Origin of the sequence: Pseudonocardia kujensis, from assembly GCF_021283305.1 — a bacterium.
GTDB classification, from domain to species: domain Bacteria; phylum Actinomycetota; class Actinomycetes; order Mycobacteriales; family Pseudonocardiaceae; genus Pseudonocardia; species Pseudonocardia kujensis.
In genome coordinates, this window is the sequence record NZ_JAJSOK010000021.1 from 23,421 (window position 1) to 48,059 (window position 24,639).

Below are 24,639 nucleotides of genomic sequence, written 5' to 3' on the forward strand. Positions count from 1 at the left end.
CGGTGGCGGCGCCGCCGTTCTCCGGCGCCACCGTTCTCCGGCGCCACCGTTCTCCGGCGCCACCGTTCTCCGTGGCCGTCGGAGCAGGGAGCGGTCGTCAGGTGGCGAGCCGGACCGACGCCTCCAGCATCGCCGCGTGCACGAACGCCTGCGGCAGGTTGCCCCGCAGCTGGCGCTGCACCACGTCGTACTCCTCGGAGAACAGGCCCGGCGGCCCGCAGGCGGCCCGGTTGCGTTCGAACCAGCGGGCGGCGCCGACCCGGTCGCCCTGCTGGTGGGACGCCATGGCGGTGAGGAACCCGCACAGGAGGAAAGCGCCCTCGGCCTCGCCGAGCGGGCGCTCGTCGTGCCGGAAGCGGTAGACGTAGCCGTCGCGGCCGAGGTCGGCGCGGACCGCGTCGAGCGTCGCGATCGAGCGCGGGTCGTCCGGGGGCAGGGCGCCCCGGAGCGCCGGGAGCAGGAGCGCGGCGTCGACCCGGGGATCGTCGGGCGTGCGCTGCCAGCGTCCCGAGGGGTGCAGGCAGTCCGCCGCCGTCGCCGCAACGATGCGGTCGGCGAGGGCGTTCCACCCGGCGGCGTCGGACGCGGACGCCACGGCGGAGGCCACCTGACGCAGGCCGGCGGCACAGATCAGCCGCGAGTGCGTCCAGTGCTGCGGGTCGAGCTCCCACAACCCGGCGTCGACGTCCTGCCAGCGCTTCTCGATCGCCGCGACCGCGACGGTGGCCGCCCGGAAGGCGTCCGTGGCGAGCCGGTCGTGCCGCGCGGCGGCGGCGAAGAGGAGCAACGCCTCCCCGAAGACGTCGAGCTGGAACTGCTTGCGCACGTGGTTGCCGATCACGTCCGAGCCGCCCGGATAGCCGGGCAGGTCCAGCGAGCGCTGCGGCGGCACCGGCTCACCGGCGACCGTGTAGGCGGGCATCAGGTCGGGCCCGTCGGCCAGGATCCGGCCCGCGACGAACCCCACCGCGTCGTCGAGCAGGGGATGCGGGCCTGCGGCGGCCACGGCCTGCCCGGCGAAGCACTGGTCGCGGATCCAGACGAAGCGGTAGTCGTAGTCGCGCCCCTGGTCCGCACGCTCGGGCAGGCTCGTCGTCCCGGCCGCGACCATCCCGCCCCCGGCGCCGGTGAGCCCGCGCATGACCGCGTAGGCGTGCCGGGCGTCGCGCTCGGCGATCGTCGGCCCGAGCTCGGGAAGGGCCTCCCGCCACGCCGTCTCCGTGGCGGCCCAGGCGCGGCCGGGATCCGGCGGCGGACCCTCGAACGCGGCGTCGGAGAGCTCCAGGACCAGGTCCTGCTGTTCCCCCGGCGCCAGCCGCAGCTCGGTGCACAACCCGCCGTCGTCCGGCCGCGCCTCCGCCGCGCCGCTCCACCGCAGCCGCAACGACCCGCTCCGGCCGGTCCACACCCCGTCGTCGGAGCGGCGGACGCGCGTGAACGCCGCGTCGTCGAAGTCCGCGGTCGGCCGGAGCAACACGTCGACCCGTGCCTCACCGCGCACCGCCCGGACCCGACGCAGGATCACGGCGCGGCGCGGGTCGCCGGGGAAGGCGAGCGCCTCGCGGCACTCCACGACGGTGTTCTCATCGGTGATCCAGCGCGACCGCCAGATCAGCGAGCCGTCCTCGTAGTAGCCGCCCCACACGCTCCGCCGCCGCGGGGCCACGGCGTAGCAGCCCCGGCCCCCGAGCAGCGTGGAGAGGACTGCGGGCGAGTCCCAGTGCGGCGCGCAGAGCCAGGCGATGTCCCCGCGCGGGCCGACCAACGCGCCTCGCTCCCCGTCGGCGATCAGCGCGTACTCGCGCAGCACGTGCGGTCCCGCCGTGCGTCGTTCCACCCCGCCTCCCCGCGGTCGAACCTCCGGGCCGGGCCACGACGGCCGGCCCGGAGGGGGACTATCCGCCTCGGGGAACGCTCAGGAGGCCTCCGACCTTGCGATCGTCTGACGCCCGTGGGAGCGGGCCCGCCGGATCGTCAGCCGGGTCGTCGGCAGGGTCGTCGGCAGGGTCGTCACTGGCCCACCCGTGCCCCCGGCATGCCACCGCAGCCACGCCTTCCCGTGCAGACGACCGCGGAACTCGTCGGCGCGCGGGTGTCGCACAGGTGCCCGCGGGTCGGGCTCCTAGGCTCCGCTCGTGATCGAGTCGAGCTACCTCCGCGCCACCCGCACCGGCTACGACGCCATCGCCGTCCCGTACGACGAGACGTTCCGCTCCGAGCTGGCCGAGAGTCCGTTCGATCGCGCCATGCTCGCCGGCTTCGCCGAGCTCGTCGCCGGACGGCACCCGGACGGACAGCTGATCGAGGTCGGCAGCGGACCCGGCCACGTCACCGCACACCTGCACGGCCTCGGGCTGTCGATCCGCGGCGTCGATCTCTCGGCGGCGATGGTCGACCTGGCCCGCCGCGAGCACCCCGAGATCACCTTCGACGTCGGCCAGATGGGCGCACTCGACGTGCCCGACGGCAGCCTGGCGGGTCTCGTCGCCTGGTACTCGATCATCCACATCCCCCCGGCCCACCTGCCCGCGGTGTTCGCCGAGTTCCACCGCGTGCTCACCGACGGCGGCCTCCTGCTGGTGGGCTTCCAGGTGGGCGACGACGTCGTCCATTACGACGAGGCCTTCGGCCACCAAATCTCACTGGACTTCCACCGCCTCCAGCCGTCGGCGGTCGCCGCCCTGCTCGACGACGCCGGCTTCGACCTCGTCGTCCGGCAGGTGCGGGCCCCCGAGCCGACCAGCGCCGCCACGAAGATCCCGCAGGCAAGCCTCATCGCCTGCAAGCGTCCGTGATGCATTCCGCCGCCGGGCACGCCTCGCGCCGCCGCTCGCTCACCGCGCGCCGGCAACGAGCGCGGGTGTGTTCGCACGCGCACGACCGAGGTTGACGACTCAGAACACGAGCGCACGAACGGCGTCGTGCCTGGTCCCGACGGCCCAGCCGGGGTGGGCGGCGATCGCCTCGGCGAGGGCGCGCTGGGTGCTCACGGCGTCGGGTGCGACGGCGGTGATGAGGCTGCCGCGCCGCGAGAGGGGGCTGAGCGACCACCAGTCCCCGGTGACCGCCACCCCGTCGGCGCCCCAGATCAGCACCTCGGTGCCGAGCACCCGGCGTGCGGCGAGGTGAGCCGACGACTCTTGCAGCACCGGATCGCCCAGCTCCTGTGTCTGGTGCAGCAGCGGGACCACCGGAACCGCGCTCTGGTGCGGCGTCGGATGCTCCTCCACGCGCACGGTCCCCCGGTAGCGACCGCTCGGCTCGCCGGCCCGGCCCGCCACCAGCACCTCGCGAGCCCGAAGTCGGGAGGTGGGGGCGAGGCGGGCGTGCAGCAGCGTGTGGTGGTGCGCCCGCGCCGTGACGACGGTGGGCTCGGGCAGGTACTGCACGCTCGCGTCCTCCCCGAGGGTGAACCGCAGCGCGAGCGAGCTGGGCCGGTCGGTCCCCGGCAGGGCCACGGCCGCCGCCACGCCGGTGAGGACCAGATCGGCGCCGGGCCCGACGCGGACGTCGAGCTCGACGTCGTCGCCGGCCAGGGGCGTGCTCGCCGAGCCGACCATGTGGACCGTCACCGCCGGATCGGCCGCCGCCGCGGTGCCGCGCCGGGGCACGAGCGAGAGCGGGGACTGCGACCGCAGCTCGCGCACGACGCTGCGTCCGCCGGCTCCCCGCTCGACGGTCAGGACGGCGCGGGCGTGCATGTCAGGCGGCCACCCGAGTGGCGAGCCGATCGAGCACCCAGGCGCCGACCTCGCCGGCCGAGGGGTCCTCCACCAGCGACTGCGTGATCACCGGCAGCGCGCCCCGGATCCGGCGGGCGTCCCCGGTCATCACGTCCATGTCCGCCCCGACCAGCGGCGCGAGGTCGGTCTTGTTGATCACCAGCAGGTCGGCGGTGGTGACGCCCGGGCCGCCCTTGCGCGGCACCTTGTCCCCGCCGGCGACGTCGACCACGAAGATCTGCGCGTCGACCAGGCCGCGGCTGAACACGGCGGTGAGGTTGTCGCCGCCGCTCTCCACCAGCACGAGCTCCAGGCTCTGCCCGTCACGGGAGGCGAAGCGCTCCTCGAGGGTGTCGATGGCGTCGAGGTTGGCGGTGATGTCGTCGCGGATCGCGGTGTGCGGGCAGCAGCCGGTCTGCACGGCCTCGACCCGCTCCGGCGGGAGCACGGCGTTGCGGCGCAGGAAGTCCGCGTCCTCGGTGGTGTAGATGTCGTTCGTCACGACGGCGAGCCGGACCCGCTCGCCGAGGCTGCGCGCGAGCGCCGCGACCAGCGCGGTCTTGCCGGAGCCGACGGGTCCGCCGATCCCGATCCGCAGCGCCCGGCCCTGCGTGGGCGGGGCGGCATGGTGGTCGGGCTCGGACGCGGTGGGGTCGAAGGAGATCAGGTGGCCGTGACCGTGCTGGCCGGTGGGTCCGTGCTCATGCGTGTGGTCGCCGCTCATCGGTGTGCTCCGTTCATCGGGGTCAGGAGGCGAACAAGCGCAGGCGCCCGCGGTGCTGGTCGACGTGTGCCTGCGCCATGAGGTCGAGCACCGGGGCGCCCGGCGCAGGCAGGTCGGGAGGGGGGCCGTCGGCCGCCGACACCGCCTCCGCGACCACGGTCTCCAGCGCGGGGCCGAGTCCGACCAGCACGGCGTTGACGGCGAAGGGATCCAGCCCGAGCAGTCGCACCGCCGCGGACGCCGGCCCGGAGACGGCGAGGTACGCGACGCACCGCGCGGCCTCCCCCGGCGGCTCCCCGGCGACCCCGCACGCCGCGCCGATCAGCAGCGGATGGTGAGGGCGCGGGTGCACGGCGGCGAGGTCGTCGAGCACGGGCGACGGCCACGCGGCGCGGACCGCCCGAAGCGTCCCGCGACCCTGCGCCCGCGAGGCCTCCCGCGCAGCCGCGCTCGGGGTCCGGGCCTCCAGCTCCGCGTCCAGCTCGGCGAAACGTGCGCGGGTCGCAGCGGCGCCGTCGCAGCTCGACGAGGGTCGTGAGGGGGAAGGGCCGCTGGAGGGGCGGCAGGCACTCACGGCTGCGGAGGCCGCGGCGAACGCAGCCGCGACGAGGCCGGCGGTACGCAACCGCCCCCGAAGGAAACCCTCGAGGGAGGCGACGTCCGAGACGAGGCCGCGGGAGACCGCCTCCTCCAGTCCCCCGGAGTGCACGTGCCCGCCGCCCGGGAACCGGGCGTCGGCGAGCACGAGGGATGCGAGGCCCGGCATCAGAAGAGGAAGTACCGCTGCGCCATCGGCAGCTCGGACACCGGCGCGGGCTCCACGACGGTGCCGTCGATGCGGACCTCGAAGGAGTCCGGGTCGACCTTCACGACCGGCGTCGCGTCGTTGAGCAGCATCGACGCCTTGGTGATGGAGCGCGTGTCGTCCACCGCCACCGCGCCCTTGGCCAGTCCGGAGAGTGCGTCGGTCCCCAGCGCCACGGACGCCACGAAGTTCAGCGAGGTCGCCGACGCCACCAGCGGCGCCGCCCCGAACTGCGGGCGCGCGAACACCGGCTGCGGGGTGGGGATGGAGGCGTTGGCGTCCCCCATCTGCGACCACGCGATGAACCCGCCCTTGAGCACGACGTCCGGCCGCACGCCGAAGAACTTCGGCTCCCACAGCACCAGGTCGGCCAGCTTGCCGAGCTCGACCGACCCGATCTGCGAGGCCATGCCGTGCGCCAACGCCGGGTTGATCGTGTACTTCGCGACGTACCGCCGGGCGCGCAGGTTGTCCGCGGGCCCGGCGAGCGCGCCCTGGGACTCCTTCATCACGTGCGCGGTCTGCCAGGTCCGGATGATCACCTCGCCGATGCGGCCCATCGCCTGCGAGTCCGAGCTCATCATCGAGATGGCGCCCACGTCGTGCAACAGGTCCTCGGCGGCGATCGTCGTCGGCCGGATGCGGCTCTCGGCGAAGGCCAGGTCCTCGGGCACCGAGGGGTTGAGGTGGTGGCAGACCATCAGCATGTCGAGGTGCTCGTCGAGCGTGTTGACGGTGTGCGGCCGGGTCGGGTTGGTCGACGACGGCAGCACGTGGTCCGTCCCCACCACCTCGATGATGTCCGGTGCGTGCCCGCCGCCCGCGCCCTCGGTGTGGAAGGCGTTGATCGAGCGTCCGGCGATCGCCTCGAGCGTCGACTCGAGGAACCCGGCCTCGTTGAGCGTGTCGGTGTGGATGGCGGCCTGGACGCCGGACTCCTCGCACACCCGCAGGCAGGCGTCGATCACGGCCGGGGTGGTGCCCCAGTCCTCGTGCAGCTTGAACCCGCCCGCGCCCGCGCGCAGCTGCTCCCACAGCGCGTCGGCGCTGGTGGTGTTGCCCTTGCCCATGAGCAGCACGTTGACCGGCAGGTGGTCGAGCGCCTGCAGCATCCGCCTCAGGTTCCGTGGGCCGGGCGTGACGGTGGTGGCCTTGGTGCCCTCGGCCGGCCCGGTGCCGCCGCCGGCCAGCGTGGTGATGCCCGCGGCCAGCGCGGTGTCGACCAGGCCGGGGGTGATGAAGTGGACATGGGCGTCGATGCCGCCCGCGGTGAGGATCTTGCCGTTGCCGGCGAGGACCTCGGTCGACGGGCCGATCGCGAAGTCGACGCCGTCCATCGTGTCCGGGTTGCCGGCCTTGCCGATCCCGGTGATCCGGCCGTCCGTGATGCCGACGTCCGCCTTGACGACGCCCCAGTGGTCCAGGATCACGACGCCGGTGATCACCAGGTCCGGCGCGCCCTCGGCCGAGGTCACGGTGGACTGGCCCATCGACTCGCGGATCACCTTGCCACCGCCGAAGAGCACCTCGTCGCCGGACGCGGCGCCGCGCGAGCGGTCCTCGGTGACCTCGATCAGCAGGTTCGTGTCGGCGAGCCGGATCCGGTCCCCGGTCGTCGGGCCGAAGAGGTCGGCGTAGCGGCCCCGTTCGATCCGGGGGACGGCAGCCGACGGAGTCGGCGGGGTGGGTGGAGTACTGCTCATCCGCCGTGGTTCCTCTCGGTGGGCTCCGCGGAGCGGGAGTCGAGCTCACCGGCGTACTCGGTGCGCAGGCCCGGGACCTGCCGCTTCCCGGCCAGCGGCACGAGCACGACCTCCTTCTCGACGCCCGGCTCGAACCGCACGCTCGTCCCCGCCGGGATGTCGAGGTGGGTGCCCCAGGCCGCCTCGCGGTCGAACGCGAGGCCGGGGTTGGCCGCGGCGAAGTGGAAGTGCGAACCGACCTGTACGGGCCGGTCCCCGGTGTTCGTGACGACGAGCGTGGTCCGCTCCCGCCCGGGGTTCAGCTCCACCGGCTCGGCGCCCGGAATGATCTGGCCGGGAGCCCAGCCCCCGGACGTCGCCCCGCCCCCCATCAGACGATCGGGGAGTGGACGGTGACGAGCTTGGTGCCGTCCGGGAACGTGGCCTCGACCTGCACCGAGTCGATCATCTCGGGCACGCCCGCGAGCACCTGCTCGCGGTTCAGGACGGCCCGCCCCGAGTCCATGAGCTCGACCACGCTCCGGCCGTCCCGTGCGCCCTCCAGAACGTGCTCGGTGATCAACGCCACCGCCTCGGGGTGGTTCAGGCGCAGGCCGCGCGACTGCCGCGCCCGCGCCACGTCGGCGGCGACGTGCACGAGGAGCTTGTCGCGCTCCTGGGGGCTCAGATGCATGGCGACAGTTCTACGACCCAAATGTTTCCGCGCCGTTTCGCAGCACGAGGCCCGACCTTCCTGGCCGTACCCCGGGCTCCCCGCCGTTGATCATCTTGTGGGTTTTGCTGGTCGAGCGCTTGCCGAGGAAGTCGCCAGGCAGGCCGCCACACCGTCGGGAAGTCGGGCGGCTGCTCCGGCGTGCGATCGTCTCCCTCCGTCGGGTCCGGGACTCAACGACAAGCGAGCTCGAGGGAGCCGAGTCGGTCGATCGTGGCGGTGACGACGTCGCCGGGGCCGACCGGGACGGCGGCGGTGAGACCGCCGGAGAGCACGACCTGGCCTGCGGCGAGGCCCTCGTCCTCGGAGGCGAGGCGGCGCACGAGCCAGGCGACGGCACCGGCGGGGTGTCCGAGGGAGGCCGCACCTGACGCGGTGGCGACCACCTGGCCGTTGTGCTCCAGCACCACGCCGACGAGCCGCAGGTCGATGCCCGCGGGCGACACCGGGGTGCCGACGACGAAGCGGCTCGCCGAGGTGTTGTCGGCGACGACGTCCGCGGTGGTGAACTGGTAGTCGAGGTATCGGGAGTCGAGGACCTCGATGCCGACGGCGACCCCGGACGACGCGGTGACGACGTCGGCTGCGGTGACATGGGGCCCCGCGAGGTCACGGCCGAGGATGAACACGATCTCCGGCTCGCAGCGCGGCTGGATGTGTTCGGCGGTGTCGAGCGGCGCGCCGACGTCGAGCGCTGCTGCGGCGGGCAGGAAGCCGTGGATCGGGTCGGTCACGCCGACCTGGGCCTGCTTGGCTCGTGAGGTCAGTCCGAGCTTCCAGCCGGCGATCGGGCCCGCGGCCGCGCGCAGCTCGCGTTGCACGAGGTAGCCGGTGGGGAGGTCGAGCTCGGGGAACTCGTCGGTGAGCTTCGTGATGGCGGTGCGGTCCGCGGTCGCCTTCGCCAGGCGGGCGGCCAGTTCGGTGACGTTCACTGCGGCGACGTTCATGTAACCCTCACGGTGACCGGCCCCAGCCGGTCGAACTCGGCCCGGAACACGTCGCCCGGGGACATCGGGACGGCGGCATGCAGCGCGCCGGTCAGGATCAGGTGCCCGGGCTCCAACGCCACGCCGTGCTCGCCGAGGGTGTTGGCCGGCCAGGCGACGACGGCGACCGGGTCGCCCAGGGCCGCAGCGCCGGCTCCGGTGTCGGCCGGCTCGCCGTCGCGGGTCAGGGTCGTGCCGATCAGTCGGGTGTCGAGATCGGCGAGCGGCACGATACCCAGCGCCTTCTGCAGGGGCGCAGCGGTGAGGCCGACCTTGTGGCCGCCGCCCCGGTCGCCGTCGGCGAGCAGCAGCGCGGTCAGCTCCTGCTGGACCGCACAGCCGTCCGCCACGCCCAGCTCGGGCTCGGCATCGGTGAACGGCGGGATCGATGTACGGGTGGCGCGGGCCTCGTAGAGCGCACGGGCCTTCTCGACGGGAGTGCTCACGCCGACCACTCCTCGGGGCCGACTCGCGAAGAATTCATGTCACCGCCAGGAAGTCGTGGATCAGTGAGCCGAGCCGCGTCGGGACCTCGTACTGCAGGAGGTGCCCGCAGCCCGCGAACAGATGCAGGTCGCAGTGCCGTAGGTGCTCGGTGAGGAACAGCGACGCGTCGGCGGAGATCGTCGCGTCGTCCTTGCCGTGCACCGCCAGGACCGGGTGCGAGACGGCGGGGAGCACCGTCTCGTCGTAGGTCGGCATGGGGGCACCGCTGCTCATCGCCGCCTGGAAGGACCGCTGGACCTCCGGACGCACGGCGGTGGCCAGCCGCTCGGTGACGTACCGCTCGATCCCGGGGACCGCCCGCGACAGCTGCGCGTCGACCAGGGCGCGCATGCCCGCCTCGTCCGGGGATCCGTAGAAGTCGGTCAGCGTCGTCAGGTTGGCCTTGACCGGGGTTCCCCCGGCGGCCAGCAGCACGACCCGGTCGACGCGCGCGGGGGCGCGGAGGATCAGCTCCAGTGCCACCCGGGCGCCGTAGGAGTGCCCGACCAGGTGCACGCGGTCCAGGCCAAGTGCGTCGAGCAGCGCGAGCACGGCGTCGACCCGCCGGGCGAACCACGGGCCCGGCCCGGCGGGTACGTCCTGCGGGTGGCCGCTGCGCCCGAACCCGACGAGGTCGGGGACGAGGCAGCGGAACCCGTCGAGCGCGGGGAGGACCGGCGCGAAGCTCAGCGCGCCGGTCGCGCCCGGGCCGGTGCCGTGCAGGAGCAGCACGGGCGGCCCGTGCTCCGCGCCTGCTGTCGCCAGGTGGGTGGCGTCCGGGCCCGTGGTCACCTCCTGCGTCCTCACCCCTGCACCCTCTCGGACGTCAGGGTCCTCCCGAACAGGTCGCGGATCCGCTGCCAGGACACCGTCGCGCCGTGCTCGTGGTAGGCCGGGAGGCCCGGGAACATGAAGCCGTGGTCGGCGCCGTCGTAGATCTCGACGGTCGCGTTCGCCCGGGCCAGCTCGTCGCGCAGCGGCGTGTTCACCTCGAGCGAGGCGAGCGTGTCCGCGGCGCCGAACGCCACGAACAGCTCGGCCTTCAGGGAGCCGACGCTCAGGTGCGGCGAGTCCGGCTCGTCGGTCACGCAGAACGACGGGTGCATGGTCGCGCCGGCGACGAACTCGTCGGGCCGGGCGGCGAGCAGCCGGAAGGTGAGCCGCGCCCCCACGCAGAACCCCATGGCGCCCTTGACTCCCGAGCCCGCCACCGGGTCCTCGGCGACGGCGTCGAGCAGGGCGGCCACGTCGGCGAGCACCTCGTCGTCGTCCAGGGAGCCCACTGCGGCCATCAGGCGCTCGAACTCCGGGGAGCCCGGGCCCTGGCCGATCCCGGCCAGGTCGAAGGAGATCTTCGGCCCGATCCGGTGGTAGAGGTCGGGCAGGACCGCGTAGTAGCCGGCCTCGGCCACCTTCGCGGCAACGTCGTAGACGTCCTTCCGCAGCCCCGGCCCGTCGTGGAAGACGACGACCACCGGATGGGGGCCCGCGCCGTCGGGATGGCGGATCGCGACGGTCATCGGCCCGTCGGCGGTCTGCACGAGCAGTTCCTTCTCGATCATGTCGATCCCTCTCCCCGCGTCCGTGCGGTGGTGACCGCGAAGCCGATGATCCACTCTGGTATCGGCCGGTAGAACGACGACTCGGTCCGGTAGGGCCCGGCTGTCTGCAACGCGGCGTGGGCCGCGATCCAGGACCGGACCTCGTGGATGGAGCTGCCGCCCTGCTCGCCGAGCCACTCGACGCCGACGGTGTCGAACGACGTGAGGTCACCCTTCGCGAACCGCTGGAGGAGCTCTCGGTCCAGGTCCGGGTTCAGGTCCATGAGCGGCGACTCGCCGCGCGCGAACGACTGGCCGGCCTGGTAGATCAGCTCCTCACGGGCCTGCTGTTCGGCCGGGGTGCGGCGCTTGTCCACCAGGTAGGCCGCCGCCTCCGGAGTGGCCTCGCGCAACCGGGGGATCGGCACGTCGTGCGACAAGCCACCCGAGCCGACGAACAAGACCCGTCGCTCCAGCCGACTCGCCCACTCACCCACGGCCTCCCCGAGTCGGCGGACCCGCCGCAGCGGCCCCAGCGGCTCGGCGACCGAGTTCAGGAAGATCGGGATGACGGGCCGCGCACCGCTCGAGCCGAACAAGATCTCCAGGGGCTGGGAGATGCCGTGGTCCACGACCATCTTCTCCGACATCGCCACGTCGAGGTCGGCGTTCAGCAGATGGGCGATCAGGTCGTCCGCAAGCGCCTGGGGCACCTCGAGGTCCCCGGCGCTCGTGCCGTAGTCCCCGATCGCCGTCGCCGCCGTACCGACGCAGAACGGCGGCATCAGCTCGTACCGGAAGCCCTGATAATGGTCGGGCCCGAAGACCACGACCAGATCGGGGTCGAAGGCGTCGGTGAACGCCCGGGCCTCCCGCAAGGCCTCCGCCACCGCGCGCGCCACCGACTCGCCCGGATCGGCGGTGTGCAGCAGCGGCGAGTGCGACATGCAGCAGAGGGCGAGCTCGGACTCCATGGTCAGACGCTCAGGGAGCGCAGCGCGGGTGCGACGTGCTCACCGAAGAGCTGGTAGGAGCGCATCGTCTGCTCCTTGGTGAGGTTCCCGAACGAGCCCCAGTTGAGGAAGTTCCCGCAGCCGATCGTCTCGATCTGGTCCACGATCTGGTCGCGGACGGTCTGCGGCGTCCCGACACAGATCGCGCCCATTCCGACCAGCGCGTCGAAGGAGACGTCGTCCCCGGCGAACGGGCGGAAGAAGGACTGGTAGTGCTCGTAGCCCGCGGGCACGTTGTCCAGGTCGTGGAACACCGCGGCCTCTTTGAACGCGGCGAACAGCGCGTTGAAGGCGGGCTCCGCGAGATCGCGGGCTTCCTGCTCGGAGTCGGCGATGAAGACGTTGCGGCACACGCCCATGTCACTGGGCTGCGCCTCGCGCCCCGCGTCCGCGGCGGCCTTCTTGTAGCCGTCGAAGATCGTCCGCATCTGCTCGGTGGGGGAGAACACCGAGGTGAACCTGAAGCCCTGCTGAGCCGCCCACGCCACGGTGTTCGGGCTCAGCGCGGTGACCCAGATCGGCAGCTCCGGGCGCAGCGGGCGAGGCCAGATACCCACGTTGTCGTAGTTGTAGAACTCACCGTGGAACGACCAGGTCGGCTCCTTCCACGCGGCCTGGATGAGAGCGACCGATTCCTCGAAGCGGGCGCGGGTCTCCTCCATCTTCACGCCTTCGCGGATGAACTCTGGCTCGTCGACACCCCGCCCCAGGCCGACCTCGAGGCGGCCGCCGGTGAGGTGGTCGAGCATCGCGCCCTCCTCCGCGAGGCGGCGCGGGTTGTGGAAGGCGGTGATGTTGGCCATCACACCGATGTGCATCCGGGTGGTCCGTTGCGCCAGCGTCGCGACCAGGAGGTTCGGCGACGGGCTGATGCTGTACGGGGTGAAGTGATGCTCGGAGAAGAAGACCCCGTCGAATCCCTGGTCCTCGGCGGCGACCCACGACTCCAGCTTCCAGTCGTACAGCTCCTTGCACAGCTGCGGGTCGAACTTCGCCGGGTCCGGATCGTACGGGTAGCTGAAGATCTCGAAGAGCCACGACTTGACCACTTGATGCTCCGTCCACTCTGACATCGGTCCGTCCCGCCTCCTCGGCGCGAGGACGGACTCCTTGAGGCAGGAGCGACGCTAAAGCCGGCGTAGGGCCCCGACAATCCGCTCCTCGCTCGGGCCAGTCCGCTTCTCGCGTCGACCGCGAATCGGCCGGCGTTAGGCCGAAACGGCACGTCGAGACGCCTCTCCGAACGAACCTCCCACCTTCACGCGGTTCGCGGACGACCAGCAGCGAGAAGCGGATGGTCGACCTGTGCGGATACGGGTTGAGTCCTTCCGGACCGTGAAGTCCGTGAGACTGGAGGTGGACGATGAGGTTCGGTGTCCTCTACGACTTCCGCAATCCTGCGACCCCGCAATGGCACATCCCGTGGTCCGAGTTCTACGGGGCCACTTTCGAGCACATGGAAGAGGTCGAACGGCTCGGCTTCCACGCCATCAGCCTCTGTGAGCACCATGGCGACCCGGACGGCTACAACCCCGGCCTGCCCGTCACCTTGGCCACGGCAGCGAGCCGGACGAGCACGATCCGGATCGGGACCAACATCATCCAGGTCCCCTTCTACCACCCGGTGCTGCTCGCCGAGCAGCTCGCCGTGCTCGACGTCGTGTCCGGCGGGCGCCTCGACGTCGGCCTCGGGCAGGTCGGCCCGACCTTCGACATGGAATTTCCCATGTTCGGCGTCAACCCGCGCAACCGACCGAGCATGCTCGACGAGGGCCTCGACATCATGACCCAGGCCTGGCGCTCCCCCGAGCCGTTCTCCTACCACGGCAAGCGTTGGCATCTCGACGACGTGTGGCTGAACCCCAGGCCGCTGCAGGACCCGCTGCCGGTGTGGGTCGTGGCAGCCTTCTCCGAGAAGGCCATGGACCGCGTCGCCGGACGCGGCCTCGACGTCGGCGCCCACGGTGGCTACTTCCTCGGCCTGACCGGTGGTGAGACCTGGAAGCAGTGGCGCGCCGGGTGGCACGCGGCATGCGACAGGGCGCAGCGACCCCACGACTACGCCCAGATCTACACCTTCGGCACCTGCTACGTCACCGACGACCCCGAGAAGGCCTGGGCCGAACACCGCGAGGGTCTGTTCCACGCGTTCCACTACGAGCGGGCGGGCCTCCACCCCTACAGCTCGCTCATGATGGACAGGGTGCCGCAGGTCCCGGAGGACATGCCCGGCTGGGAGAACCTGTTCCAGACCCCGGAGCAGGCGATCGCGCAGCTCCGCGCGGACTACGCGGACGGGGGGCCGACCGAGCTGCACCTCATGGCGCACCGACCGGGAATGACGTTCGAGCAGTCCGCCCAGTACCTGCGCAACTTCGCGGAGAAGGTCATGCCCGAGGTCGCACAGCTCTGAACCCAGGACATCCGATGAGGCCGGTGGCGGGGGCGGCGCCACCGGCCTGCTCGGCCGCGGTCGGCGTAAACCGGCTCACAAGCAGCGGGAACCGGCTTTCGCTCCCCCGCCGCGGGCTTACGATGACCCGGACTCCGACCACTGGCGCCGAGTTCGGCACGGCGTCGTGACGAGCACAGGAGGACTGCGGGGTGACAGAGCCGATTCGACTCGAACGCGGCGTGCTCGCCCAGGTGGAGCCGGAGCCCCCGGCGGGCACGCTGGTGCGCACGAGCGACGTCGACGAAGCGAGCGCGGCGATCTCTCAGGCCTACGCACCCAACAAGCTGCAGATCGCAAGCCGCCCGAGCCGGTTCGAGATGCGCCTGTGGACGAACGGCATGCCCGGCCTGGACTTCGGGTACGTCGAGCTCGGCACCGACGTCAGGCTCTACGCACCTCCACCCCGGTACTACGTGGTCGTGCTCGCCGGCGTCGGGCACGTCCGAGTCGGCCAACGACAGGACTCGGTCCTCGCCACGGGCAGTCGCGCCGTCGTGGTGTCCCCCGACGAATCGGTGTACTTCGAGGACTGGAGCCAGGACTGCCGCTTGATCACCGCTCGCTTCGAGCCCGCGGCACTGGAGAACATGCTCGCCTCGCTGCTCGGGCGCGTCCCCGTCACTCCCCTGCGCTTCGCCATCCAACTGGACCTCGACGGGCCGCGCGCGGGCTCGTTCCTCCGGACCCTGCAGCTGCTGCGGTCCGAGTCGGCTCGGCCGGACGGGATGATGACCGACCCGGTCATGGCAGGCAGCCTCGCCGGCCTGGCCATGACGGGCCTGCTGCGCGGACAGCCGCACAACTATTCGGACGAGCTGTCGGGACCGGAACGGAGAGTGGCGCCCGCGAGCATCCGCAACGCCCTCGATCTCATCGAGGAGAAAGCCGCGGACATCGTGTCGGTCGCCGATCTCGCCACTGCGGCCGGGCTGAGTGTGCGGGCTCTCGAGGAGGGATTCCGCCGACACGTCGGCAAGCCCCCTATGACGTACCTGCGCGAGTTCCGCCTGGCGCAGATTCACGCCGAGCTGACGGCCTCGGACCCCGAGTCCACGACGGCCTCCGCAATCGCGCGACGCTGGGGCTGGCACCACTACGGACGCTTTGCGGCGAGCTACAGCGCCCGTTACGGAGCGAGCCCCGCGGAGACCCTACGCAGATCGGGCGGCATAGTCGTCTAGCGCGAGTCCCGTGAGTCCCGGCGGAGCCAGAGGATCGTTGCTGCGAGAGTGATCTCGGCTCGACACCGCCGTGGACAGGACGGTGCGGTTCGAGGAGACCAAGCCCATCAACGCTCCGCCGCTGTCTCCTGCCTGAGCAGCACGTCGACCGCCCAACTCACGCAGTGGTGACCGGATCACCGGCCCGGCCGCCGCACGGGAAGGGCCAGGTCAGCGGGTCGAGCGATAAAGTTCGGCTACCTCGTCGACAAGATCTGTCAGCCCTGGTGGCGGACTGAGCCGCCACCAGGCCAGGTGCACCGGGATCGGGGGCCCGTCCGCGACCGGCCGGAACACCACGCCTGGCCTCGAGTGGTGAGCTGCGGTGGCCTCGGCGGTGACTCCCACTCCCTGGCCGGCAGCGATCGCATCCAGCCACTCGTCGACATCCCCGGAGTGGACGAAACGCTTCGGGGGCGAGCCGTCCTGCCACAGCTCACTCGTCGTGGTTCCCGTTCGGGGATCGATGACCACCGTCCGCTTGGCGATCTCGGCCATCTTCAGGGCACGGCGCCGGCGCCACTGGGGGTCGTCGGCGGCGAAGGCGACCAGCCTGCGTTCGAGCCCGACGACCACCGAGTCGAGCCGCGACCCGGCGACCGGCGTCCGGACCACGGCCGCGTCGACGTGCCCTTCGATCAGACCTGAGCTCGGAGTGTTGTGCCGCACGAGCTGAAGTTCGATGTCGGGGTGGCGACCGGACCAGCTGCGCAGCAGGGGCGTGGTGTGACGGCCGATCGCCGCCCAGGCGTAGCCCAGGCGCAGTACCCGGTGGTGGTTGCGGGCGAGCTCATCGAGCCGGTCGACCTCGGCGAGCACCCGACGGGCCTGGGCGGAGAGCTCGACGCCGAGCGGGGTCGGTTCGCAGGCGTGTGGTGCCCGGACGAGCACCCGCTCGCCGAGGCGCCGCTCGAGCTTCCCCACCGCCCGCGAGACCGCCGCTTGCGACACGCCCAGCTCACCGGCGGCGTCGGTGAAGGAGCGGGCGTCCACCACCGCCAGGAGGTAGCGCAGCTCCGTCAGCGTCCACTCCATGACTTCAGGTTATGCCACCGCCACACATTGCATTTGCTTATCGCTGCGCGAGATTCATAGCGTCGAGTTGTGACGCTCAAGGAGGAACAGCGAGCGGCCGTCGCAGCGCCCCAGCAGCTGACGGCACGGACAGCGACGCCTCGCCAACGCGCTGCCGGTGTAGCCACGGCAATGGGCAGCGCGATCGCCAACCAGACCGGGGCGGCGATCGGTGCTCTGGCGTTCCCGGCACTGGGGCCGGTCGGGGTGGTCGCGGTGCGCCAGTTGATCGCCGCGCTCGTCCTGGCCCCGATCGCACGGCCGCGCTTCCGGGCGATGTCCTGGCAGCAGTGGCGCCCGGTGCTCGGCCTGGCCGCGACGTTCAGCGTCATGAATCTCAGCCTCTACACCGCCGTCGACCGCATCGGACTCGGCCTCGCCGTCACGCTCGAGTTCCTCGGCCCGCTCACGGTCGCGATCAGCACATCCCGACGAGCCACCGACATCGCGGCGGCATCGGCCGCCGTCGTCGGGGTCGTGGTGCTGACCCACCCGAGCGCCTCGAGCGACTTCCTCGGCATCGGTTCGGCCTTGGTCGCCGCCGTCGCCTGGGGCTGCTACATCCTGCTCAATCGCACGCTGGGGCAGCGAATGCCAGGCGTGCAGGGCACGGCCGCCGCGAGCACGGTTTCCGCCGTCGTCTGGCTGCCGACCGCGGCCATCCTGTTCGTGAGCAACCCACCCGCGGTCACCGCCCTCCTGTTCTCCGTGGGCTGCGCCCTGCTGTCGTCGGTCGTGCCGTTCACCTGCGACCTGCTCGCCCTGCGCCGAGTCCCGGCAAACATCTTCGGCATCCTGACCAGCCTCAACCCGGTCTGGGCAGCGCTCGTCGGCCGGCTCGTTCTCGACCAGTCGCTCGCCGCCCCGGAATGGCTCGGGATCAGCCTGATCGTCGTCAGCAACGCCGTCGTGACCGCATCCGGACTCCTGCGCCGGGCCCGGTCACCGCGCCACGTGCGACCCATGATTCGACACCGCCTCGGATCAGCAGTGCTGCCGAGCGAGCAGGCCACCTCCCGCGAGTACCGGAGGGCCCCGGGCTGGTCGAGGGTGCGCCACCCGCTCCGAGTGGCCTGGGGCGATCCGCCTGAGAAGATCCAGCGCCGCGTCGAGATCCGCGGTCTCCGCCTCGAAAGGATGCGCGTGCCGTCCGAACTTCACCCGTCCACGCTGGCGATCCACGCCGGTCGTGGGGACCGCGTCCTCGGCGAGCCCCTGAATCCGCCGGTCGTGCTCGCCTCGAACTTCCATGGTGGCGCCTACGCCCGCGAGCAGGGCTCCCCCGCCTGGGGAGCCCTCGAAGAGGCAGTCGGCACCCTCGAGGTGGCACGGCCACCGCGTTCGCCTCCGGAATCGGCGCAGCAGCCGCGATCATGGAGACACTGCCCGCGGGCGCAAAGGTGGTCGGACCGGCAGCCGGCTACGCCTGGACGCGCAGCCTGCTCCATGAACGGGCCGAGAAGGGGCGGATCGTCCTGTCCGAGGTCGACACCACCGACACCGCGGCGACCCTCGCCGCGGCGAAGGACGCTGCACTGCTGTGGCTCGAGAGCCCCAGCAACCCGCTGATCGAGATCACCGAGCTGGACCGGATCCTGCCCGCGCTACGCGACGAGCCGGTCAAGGTCATCGTCGACTCGACCTTCGCCACGCCCCTGCTGCAGCAGCCGCTGACGATGGGCGCGGACTTCTCACTCCACAGCGCGACGAAGTTCATTGGCGGACACAGCGACCTCATGCTCGGAATCGTCAGCACCCGCGACACCGACGACGAGGCCCACCTCACCCACGCAGGAGCCCAATCCGGCGCCACCCCCGGCGCCCTCGAGGCATGGCTCGCCCTGCGCGGACTACGCAGCCTGCCCGTGTGTTCACCCACGCCAAGAGCCTGGGCGGAATCGAGAGCCTCATCGACCGCCGCGCCCGCTACGCCGGCTCCAGCGCCCCCGGAAACCTGCTACGACTGAGCATCGGATGTGAGCACGTCGACGATCTCTGGGCCGACCTGCGCACCGCTCTCGACAGCGTGAACTGACGGGGCGCGCTCAGGCTGCTGAGAGCTCGCTTCAGAATGATCTCGGTGTGTCTGCTGTAGACGAACGCTGACCTCGACCGGGCTGTCGGGCCGTGGGGGAGGATCTCGTTCCGGACTCGTTGTGGGAGCGGGTCGCTCCGCTGCTGCCCGCGCGAGCGGCCCATATGTCCGGCGGGCATCGTGTCGTGAGCCGCGTCTCCACCCGTGTTTCGGCGGCATGTCGAGACGTAAAGACGCCATTCCGAAGGGCAGGAGAGTCTGGCACTCACCCCGATCGGATCCTTACGGTCCTGTTGGTCGGGCCAATCAGGCCAGATCGGCACCCTCAGGGACGGGGACACTGTGAACTCGAGCGCGCGTGGTCGCGACGCCGTGCCGGCGTCGGCGGCGGAGCTGTTGGCCCCACTCGGCGGGTCGCCGCTCTACCGCAGCCGCAGCGTCAGCACCGAGATCACGGCCCGCCTGGAGAAGATGATCGCGGTCGGCGAGCTGCGCGCAGGTGACCGACTGCCCTCCGAGCGCGACCTGGCGAACTCCCTCGGGGTGGCCAGGGCAACGCTCCGTGAGGCGATGCACGAGCTGGAGGCGAAGAACCTGATCGAGCGCCGACCCGGACGGGGAACCACCGTCCTGCCCGCCCCGGACCGGGTCGAGGCGCTCTACCACCGCTTCTCCGACGAGGAGCACCAACTGCGCGACGTCGCCGAGCTGCGGGAAACCATCGAGCCGCGGCTGGCCGCCCTCGCGGCCGCCCGCGCCACCCCCGCGAACCTGGTCGAGCTCGAGGAGGTCCTGCGGGGCCCGGTCTCGGACCTCACCCCCGAGGAGTCCCTCAAGCTCGACCTGGAGTTCCACACCCTGGTCGCCGCGGCGGCGCAGAACCCCCTGATGAGCGCGATCAACACGCTGGCCTGCTCGTGGACCTCGGCGACCCGAGTCATGTCGCACGCGAGCCGCTACGCGCGAGAGGTGTCCTATCTCGGCCACCGCGCGATCCTGATCGCGATCGCGGCCGGGGACGCCGACGAGGCCAGGGACGCCATGATCCGCCACCTGAACGACGTCCAGGAGCTCACCCGGGCCTCCTACGAGGGGTCCCGGTCCGCCGGGGCCCAGAAGGGCGATGCCTGATGTCCACCGTCGAGCTCCCCACCGCACTCCCCGTCCTCCAGCCGCTCGACCCGGCTGCGGCGCCCCCCGCCTACCTGCCCGCCACCGTCGAGACCACGCTGTGGGGCCGGCTGCCCGCCGAGTCGGACGATCCGGTCCTCACAGTCGATCCCGGCACCACCGTCGTGATCGACACCGTGAGCCACGAGGGCATCCTCGAGGACCAGGGCCGCGACCCCGTCAGGTTCTTCGGCGACCACGGAATCGACCCGGCCCGCGTCCTGGAGGATGCGATCGCGATCGCGGCACACGGCTCCCACGATCCCCAGGCGGGCCCGCACGTGGTCAGCGGCCCGATCGCGGTTCGCGGCGCCCAGCCCGGCGATCTGCTGGCGGTCCACATCGGCGACCTGGTCCCCCGCGCCCCCTACGGCGTGATCTCGAGCAGGCACGGCAAGGGTCTGCTGCCCGGCAGGTTCCCCGCCGGCGGCCGCCCGATGACCAGTGTCTTCTGCCCCGTCGAGGGTGTCGATCCCGCGTTCGGCACGCTCCCCGTCCGGCCTGGTGAGGTCGACCGGCCGATCCGGTTCCCGCTCGCACCGTTCCTCGGCCTGATCGGGGTGGCGACCGCGGGCACGGACCGTGTCCGATCGACTCCGCCGGGTCCGTACGGAGGCAACCTCGACATCACCCTGCTGGTCGGCGGCACCGTCCTGTACCTCCCGGTCCAGGTCCCCGGCGCGGGGTTCTATGTCGGCGACCCCCATTTCGCCCAGGGCAATGGCGAGATCGCACTGACCGCCCTGGAGGCTCCGCTGCGCGCCTCGGTCACCCTCGACCTGATCCCGGCCGCCAAGGCCGCTGCGCGGTTCGGCGGGGTGCGCGGGCCGTTCGCCGAGACCCCCACGCTCCTGGTTCCGACGGGGCTCGACACCGATCTCGACCTCGCGGTGGCGGCGTGCGCGGAGAACGCGCTGGAGCTGCTGGCCGCCCGGTTCGGCATCGATCCCGAGCTTGGCTACGCCTACCTCAGCGCCGCGACCGACTTCGACATCTCCCAGGTCGTCGACGAGGTCAAGGGCGTGCATGCCCGGATCCGGCTCGCCGACTTCGCGGCGCTGGCCCGACGGCTCCCGGGGAGCGGCCGATGACCGGCGCCTGATCCCCCGACCCGACCCACGACCCGACCCACGACCCGAACGGTGTGCCGCGGCGGCGCGCCCCGCGACACCGCTGTCGGCCGGTCCCCGCCGCACTCCCCCTGTCCGGACGGATGGTGCTGACAGTGCTCTTACTCCGCCACGCCCTCGCCAAGTCGCTGTGGGCGCTACCGGTCGCGTTCGGCGTCGTGACCGTGACGTTCTTTGTCTCCCGCGTGTTCGCGGGCGACCCGACCAACCTGTACGTGCCGGTCGACGCCGACGAGTCCGTCCGGCAGGCCATCCGTGAGCGGCTCGGCCTCAACGACCCGTTGGTGGTGCAGTTCGGCCACTTCCTGGCCGGGCTGCTCCACGGCAGCCTGGGCGAGTCCTTCTCCACCGGGCGTGACGTCACCGTGGACCTGTGGGACCGGATGCCCGCCAGTCTCGAGCTGGGCCTGCTGGGCCTGGTGCTGGCGGTGGCGCTCGGGGTGCCGGGCGGGGTGATCGCCGCGGTGCACGGCGAGCGTGTCCCCGACTTCCTGGTCCGCGGCGTGTCGCTGGCCGGGCTCGCGCTGCCGCAGTTCTGGCTGGGACTGATCCTGGTCTGGCTGTTCGCCGTGCAGCTCGGGTGGCTGCCCGGGCCGCAGGGCCAGCTCCCGACGGGGATGGCGCCGCCACCCCGGATCACCGGGATGATCCTGCTCGACTCGGCGTTGACCGGGAACTGGGCCACATGGTGGGCGGGAGCCCAACAGCTCGTCCTGCCGGTGGTGACGCTCGGCTTCACCACCGCGGCGCCGCTGGCCCGCATCACCCGCACGGCGATGGTGGAGGCGCTCGGCTCCGAGTACGTGCGGACCGCCGTCGCGATGGGACACCACGGCTGGGTCATTCCCTTCAAGTACGCGCTCCGCAACGCCCTGCTCCCCATCGTGACAACCCTCGGCGGCACTGTCGGCTTCGTGTTCTCCGGGGTGATCCTGCTGGAGAGCATCTTCGCCTGGCCCGGGATGGGCCAGTACGCGCTGCAGGCGATCCAGATGTCCGACTTCACCGGGCTGCAGGGCTTCGTGATCTACGCGGCGATCCTGCACGTCATCGCCTACGTCGTCGTCGACGTCCTGTACCTGTTCATCGACCCGAGGACCCGCTCGTGACGACCACCGTCGCCCAGGCGCCCGCCCCCGCGGCGCCACCCGCCCGCGCCCGGCGGCGGGCCCGGTTCGCCCGGTTCAGCGGCCCCCTGGGCGTGCGGATCGGCCTGGCGATCGTCGCGGCCTACCTGCTCGTCGCCGTCCTGTCCTGGTTCTGGACCCCCTACGACCCGCTCGCGCTCGCCGTCGGCGACCCGTACGGCGCGCCGTCCGCGGCACACTGGCTCGGCACCGACCGGCTCGGCGCCGACGTGCTCTCCCGCCTCATGGCAGCCACCCGCGTCAACCTGGTCGTGATGTTGTTCGCCGTCGCGACCGGCCTGGCCGTCGGCACCGCGCTCGGCACGCTCGCCGGCTACTTCGGGGGCGTCACCGACACGGTGATCATGCGGATCCTGGAGGTCTTCCAGGCCTTCCCGACGCTCCTGCTGGCGATGCTGGTCGTGCAGGCCGTCGGTCCCGGCACGGTCAACCTCATCCTCATCATGGCGTTCGTCGGAATGCCGCCCTACCTGCGTCTGGTCCGAGCCGAGGTCATGTCGCGGCGGAGCTGGCAGTTCGCCGAGGCCGCCCGGATGGTCGGCGCCCGCCCGATGCGGGTGGCCTTCGGGCACCTGCTGCCCAACAGCATCGGCCCCGTCCTGGCCTACATCGCGGTCAACGCCGCGTGGGTCTCGTTGCTCACCGCGGCGCTCGGCTTCCTCGGCCTCGGCCTGCCGCCCGGCACCCCCGAGTGGGGGAGCATGGTCGCCCGCGGTCAGGACGCGATCATGACCGGCCAGTGGTGGGTCTCGTTCTTCCCCGGCCTGGCGATCGTCGGCATCGCCGGCGCCTGTTACCTGCTCGGCGACGGACTCGCGGACTTCCTCGACCCCCGGAGGAGCTCATGACCAGCACCCACGCGATCGAGCAGGAAGCGCCGGCGGCCACCGCCGCGCCCTCGCCGATCCTGACCGTCGACGGGTACAGCGGCGGGTTCGGGCGCGGCGAGGACTACCGCCCGGTGCTGCACGAGGTGTCCTTCACGGTCGCCCGCGGCGAGCTGACCGCCGTGGTCGGCGAGACCGGCAGCGGCAAGTCGCTGACCGCCATGTCGATCCTCGGCATTCAGCCGCCCGCGTTCGTCCGCACCGGTGGCCGGATGGAGTTCGCGGGCCGCGACCTGCTGGGGTGCGGCGACCAGGAGATGCGCACGGTTCGCGGCCGCCGGATCAGCATGGTGTTCCAGGACGCGCGCGCTGCACTCAACCCGGTGTTCCCGGTCGGCACGCAGCTCGCGGACGTCGCCAAGCGGCACCACGGGATGTCCCGCGCCCTGGCTCGGGAGGCCGCAGTCGAGGCGCTGCGTTCGGTGCGGATCCCCGAACCCGGCCGCCGGGCGCGCCAGTACCCGCACGAGTTCTCCGGAGGCATGGCCCAGCGCGTGATGATCGCGATGGCGCTGCTCTGCGAGCCGGAGCTGCTCATCCTCGACGAGCCCACGACCGGCCTCGACGTGACCATCCAGGCGGAGATCATGGACCTGATCACCGAGCTCGGCCGCAGCAGGGGCCTGTCCACCCTGCTCATCACCCACGACCTCGGGGTCGTCGCCGAGACCGCCCAGCACGTCGTCGTGATGCGGCAGGGGCGCGTCGTCGAGACGGGCACCACCGCCGGGTTGTTCCTCACCCCGACCGACTCCTACACCCGCACCCTGCTGGCGGCGAGCAGGCTGGAGGCGAAGTCGTGACCGCGCTCGAACCCGCCGGGGCGGCCACCGCCCTGCACTACCCCATCGTCGACATCCGCGGGCTGACCAAGCACTTCCGGGTGGGCAGGCCGCGGCGCGACCTCGTGGCCCTCGACGGCGTCGACCTGGCCGTCGAGGCGGGCCAGACCACCGCGCTGGTCGGCGAGAGCGGCTCGGGCAAGTCCACCCTGGCCCGCTGCCTAGTCGGCCTGCTCCCCGTCACCGCGGGTGAGGTCCTGCTCGACGGGATCGATCTTGCCGGGCTCGGTTCGGTGGCGCTCTCGCGCACCTACCGCGACATCCAGATGGTGTTCCAGGACCCGCACTCCTCGCTCAACCCCCGGCGCAGCGTGTACCAGGCCGTGACCGAGCCGCTGCGGCTGCACCTCGGCCTGGACCGGGCGGCGCAGCGAGCGCGGGCGCGCGAGCTCATGTCGCTGGTCGGCCTGGAGGACCAGCACCTGGAGCGCATGCCGCACGAGCTGTCCGGCGGACAGCGCCAGCGCGTGGGCATCGCCCGGGCGATCGCGGTGGGCCCCAAGGTCGTCGTGCTCGACGAGCCCACCTCCTCGCTCGACGTGTCCGTGCGCGGCCAGATCCTCGACCTGCTGCTGGGCCTGCAGCAGCGGCTCGGCATGACGTACCTGTTCATCAGCCACGACCTGCAGGCCGTCCGCCGGGTGGCCGACCGGGTGTGCGTGATGTACCTGGGCTCGATCGTCGAGGACGGACCCGCCGACGAGGTGCTCGACCGGCCCCGCCACCCCTACACCCGCGCCCTGATGTCCGCGGCGCCCGTTGCCGAGTACGGCGTGCGCCGCGAGCGGCTGCGCCTGGCCGGGGAGATCCCCAGCCCGGTCGACCTGCCAGCGGAGTGCCGGCTCGCCGGCCGCTGCCCGTACGTCCGGGACAGCTGCCGCACCGCGGTCCCGCCGCTCGTCACGGTCGAGGGCACGCACCGGTCGGCCTGCCCGGTCCCCCTGCCCTCCTGACCCGCCCCACCCCCTGGCCCCGGCCCGCACGCG

Annotated in this window: 24 protein-coding genes and 2 pseudogenes; 12 read left to right on the forward strand and 14 right to left on the reverse strand. The window is 72.1% G+C overall.

Annotation, left to right across the window (positions count from 1 at the left end; translation table 11 throughout):
• Positions 1–97: 97 nt before the first annotated feature.
• Complete coding sequence (locus LWC35_RS16670) at positions 98–1,837, reverse strand: glycoside hydrolase family 15 protein (protein WP_232871053.1); 1,740 nt, start codon at positions 1,835–1,837, stop codon at positions 98–100.
• Positions 1,838–2,135: 298 nt separating this feature from the next.
• Between LWC35_RS16670 and LWC35_RS16675 the strand changes: the two genes are divergently transcribed.
• Positions 2,136–2,795, forward strand: coding sequence for a class I SAM-dependent DNA methyltransferase (locus LWC35_RS16675; RefSeq protein WP_232871054.1), 660 nt, complete (start codon positions 2,136–2,138; stop codon positions 2,793–2,795).
• Positions 2,796–2,894: 99 nt separating this feature from the next.
• Here the strand turns inward: LWC35_RS16675 and LWC35_RS16680 are convergent, their stop codons facing one another.
• From LWC35_RS16680 to LWC35_RS16735, 12 genes are all read right to left on the reverse strand, one after another.
• Positions 2,895–3,701 carry an urease accessory protein UreD gene (locus LWC35_RS16680; RefSeq protein WP_232871055.1) on the reverse strand — a complete coding sequence of 269 codons (807 nt, stop codon included), beginning with the start codon at positions 3,699–3,701 and terminating at the stop codon, positions 2,895–2,897.
• 1 nt (position 3,702) lies between these two features.
• A complete protein-coding gene (gene ureG, locus LWC35_RS16685; RefSeq protein WP_232871056.1) occupies positions 3,703–4,446 on the reverse strand; it encodes an urease accessory protein UreG in 744 nt (247 codons plus the stop codon).
• Between the two features lie 22 nt (positions 4,447–4,468).
• Entirely contained in the window at positions 4,469–5,212 is a 744-nt protein-coding gene (locus LWC35_RS16690) for an urease accessory protein UreF (RefSeq protein WP_232871057.1), read from the reverse strand.
• Complete coding sequence (locus LWC35_RS16695) at positions 5,212–6,954, reverse strand: urease subunit alpha (protein ID WP_232871058.1); 1,743 nt, start codon at positions 6,952–6,954, stop codon at positions 5,212–5,214. The genes LWC35_RS16690 and LWC35_RS16695 overlap by 1 nt, the downstream gene beginning before the upstream one ends.
• Positions 6,951–7,325, reverse strand: a complete 375-nt coding sequence (locus LWC35_RS16700) for an urease subunit beta (protein ID WP_232871059.1) — start codon at positions 7,323–7,325, stop codon at positions 6,951–6,953. The genes LWC35_RS16695 and LWC35_RS16700 overlap by 4 nt, the downstream gene beginning before the upstream one ends.
• Positions 7,325–7,627: an urease subunit gamma gene (locus LWC35_RS16705; protein ID WP_232871060.1), complete on the reverse strand. Its 303-nt coding sequence runs from the start codon at positions 7,625–7,627 to the stop codon at positions 7,325–7,327. Before LWC35_RS16705 ends, LWC35_RS16700 begins: the two co-directional genes overlap by 1 nt.
• A gap of 212 nt (positions 7,628–7,839) precedes the next feature.
• Positions 7,840–8,613 (reverse strand): 2-keto-4-pentenoate hydratase, encoded by a 774-nt coding sequence (locus LWC35_RS16710; RefSeq protein WP_232871061.1) that lies wholly within the window; start codon positions 8,611–8,613, stop codon positions 7,840–7,842.
• Positions 8,610–9,098, reverse strand: coding sequence for a 2-keto-4-pentenoate hydratase (locus LWC35_RS16715; protein WP_232871062.1), 489 nt, complete (start codon positions 9,096–9,098; stop codon positions 8,610–8,612). The genes LWC35_RS16710 and LWC35_RS16715 overlap by 4 nt, the downstream gene beginning before the upstream one ends.
• A gap of 34 nt (positions 9,099–9,132) precedes the next feature.
• Positions 9,133–9,945, reverse strand: a complete 813-nt coding sequence (locus LWC35_RS16720) for an alpha/beta fold hydrolase (RefSeq protein ID WP_232871063.1) — start codon at positions 9,943–9,945, stop codon at positions 9,133–9,135.
• On the reverse strand, positions 9,942–10,700 hold the full coding sequence (locus tag LWC35_RS16725; protein WP_232871064.1) for a dienelactone hydrolase family protein: 759 nt from the start codon (positions 10,698–10,700) through the stop codon (positions 9,942–9,944). The genes LWC35_RS16720 and LWC35_RS16725 overlap by 4 nt, the downstream gene beginning before the upstream one ends.
• Positions 10,697–11,653: a 3-carboxyethylcatechol 2,3-dioxygenase gene (locus tag LWC35_RS16730; RefSeq protein WP_232871065.1), complete on the reverse strand. Its 957-nt coding sequence runs from the start codon at positions 11,651–11,653 to the stop codon at positions 10,697–10,699. The genes LWC35_RS16725 and LWC35_RS16730 overlap by 4 nt, the downstream gene beginning before the upstream one ends.
• Before the next feature lie 2 nt (positions 11,654–11,655).
• Positions 11,656–12,765: an LLM class flavin-dependent oxidoreductase gene (locus tag LWC35_RS16735; RefSeq protein ID WP_232871066.1), complete on the reverse strand. Its 1,110-nt coding sequence runs from the start codon at positions 12,763–12,765 to the stop codon at positions 11,656–11,658.
• 290 nt (positions 12,766–13,055) lie between these two features.
• Here LWC35_RS16735 and LWC35_RS16740 point away from each other — a divergent pair, with 290 nt between their 5' ends.
• Both LWC35_RS16740 and LWC35_RS16745 read left to right on the forward strand, forming a co-directional pair.
• Positions 13,056–14,105 (forward strand): LLM class flavin-dependent oxidoreductase, encoded by a 1,050-nt coding sequence (locus LWC35_RS16740; protein ID WP_232871067.1) that lies wholly within the window; start codon positions 13,056–13,058, stop codon positions 14,103–14,105.
• A 191-nt stretch (positions 14,106–14,296) separates the two neighbouring features.
• The gene (locus tag LWC35_RS16745) at positions 14,297–15,328 is read left to right on the forward strand and encodes an AraC family transcriptional regulator (RefSeq protein WP_232871068.1); all 1,032 of its coding nucleotides are present in this window, start codon (positions 14,297–14,299) and stop codon (positions 15,326–15,328) included.
• Between the two features lie 210 nt (positions 15,329–15,538).
• On the opposite strand, the gene LWC35_RS16750 is transcribed toward LWC35_RS16745, so the two are convergent.
• The gene (locus LWC35_RS16750) at positions 15,539–16,402 is read right to left on the reverse strand and encodes a LysR family transcriptional regulator (protein ID WP_232871069.1); all 864 of its coding nucleotides are present in this window, start codon (positions 16,400–16,402) and stop codon (positions 15,539–15,541) included.
• Positions 16,403–16,771: 369 nt separating this feature from the next.
• Between LWC35_RS16750 and LWC35_RS16755 the strand changes: the two are divergent.
• The 9 genes and pseudogenes from LWC35_RS16755 to LWC35_RS16790 all read left to right on the forward strand — a co-directional run.
• A pseudogene (locus LWC35_RS16755) lies at positions 16,772–17,341 on the forward strand (EamA family transporter); the annotation flags it as partial.
• A 473-nt stretch (positions 17,342–17,814) separates the two neighbouring features.
• Positions 17,815–18,233: pseudogene (locus tag LWC35_RS40305) on the forward strand (PLP-dependent transferase); the annotation flags it as partial.
• A gap of 75 nt (positions 18,234–18,308) precedes the next feature.
• The gene (locus LWC35_RS40310; RefSeq protein WP_308194567.1) at positions 18,309–18,476 is read left to right on the forward strand and encodes a PLP-dependent transferase; all 168 of its coding nucleotides are present in this window, start codon (positions 18,309–18,311) and stop codon (positions 18,474–18,476) included.
• Between the two features lie 342 nt (positions 18,477–18,818).
• The gene (locus LWC35_RS16765) at positions 18,819–19,607 is read left to right on the forward strand and encodes a FadR/GntR family transcriptional regulator (RefSeq protein ID WP_232871070.1); all 789 of its coding nucleotides are present in this window, start codon (positions 18,819–18,821) and stop codon (positions 19,605–19,607) included.
• Positions 19,607–20,737 (forward strand): acetamidase/formamidase family protein, encoded by a 1,131-nt coding sequence (locus LWC35_RS16770; protein WP_232871071.1) that lies wholly within the window; start codon positions 19,607–19,609, stop codon positions 20,735–20,737. The genes LWC35_RS16765 and LWC35_RS16770 overlap by 1 nt, the downstream gene beginning before the upstream one ends.
• A 134-nt stretch (positions 20,738–20,871) precedes the next feature.
• Entirely contained in the window at positions 20,872–21,885 is a 1,014-nt protein-coding gene (locus LWC35_RS16775; RefSeq protein WP_232871072.1) for an ABC transporter permease, read from the forward strand.
• Positions 21,882–22,772, forward strand: coding sequence for an ABC transporter permease (locus LWC35_RS16780; RefSeq protein WP_232871073.1), 891 nt, complete (start codon positions 21,882–21,884; stop codon positions 22,770–22,772). The genes LWC35_RS16775 and LWC35_RS16780 overlap by 4 nt, the downstream gene beginning before the upstream one ends.
• Entirely contained in the window at positions 22,769–23,614 is an 846-nt protein-coding gene (locus LWC35_RS16785) for an ATP-binding cassette domain-containing protein (protein ID WP_232871074.1), read from the forward strand. The genes LWC35_RS16780 and LWC35_RS16785 overlap by 4 nt, the downstream gene beginning before the upstream one ends.
• Positions 23,611–24,606 carry an oligopeptide/dipeptide ABC transporter ATP-binding protein gene (locus LWC35_RS16790; RefSeq protein ID WP_232871075.1) on the forward strand — a complete coding sequence of 332 codons (996 nt, stop codon included), beginning with the start codon at positions 23,611–23,613 and terminating at the stop codon, positions 24,604–24,606. The genes LWC35_RS16785 and LWC35_RS16790 overlap by 4 nt, the downstream gene beginning before the upstream one ends.
• The last annotated feature ends 33 nt before the right edge of the window (positions 24,607–24,639 follow it).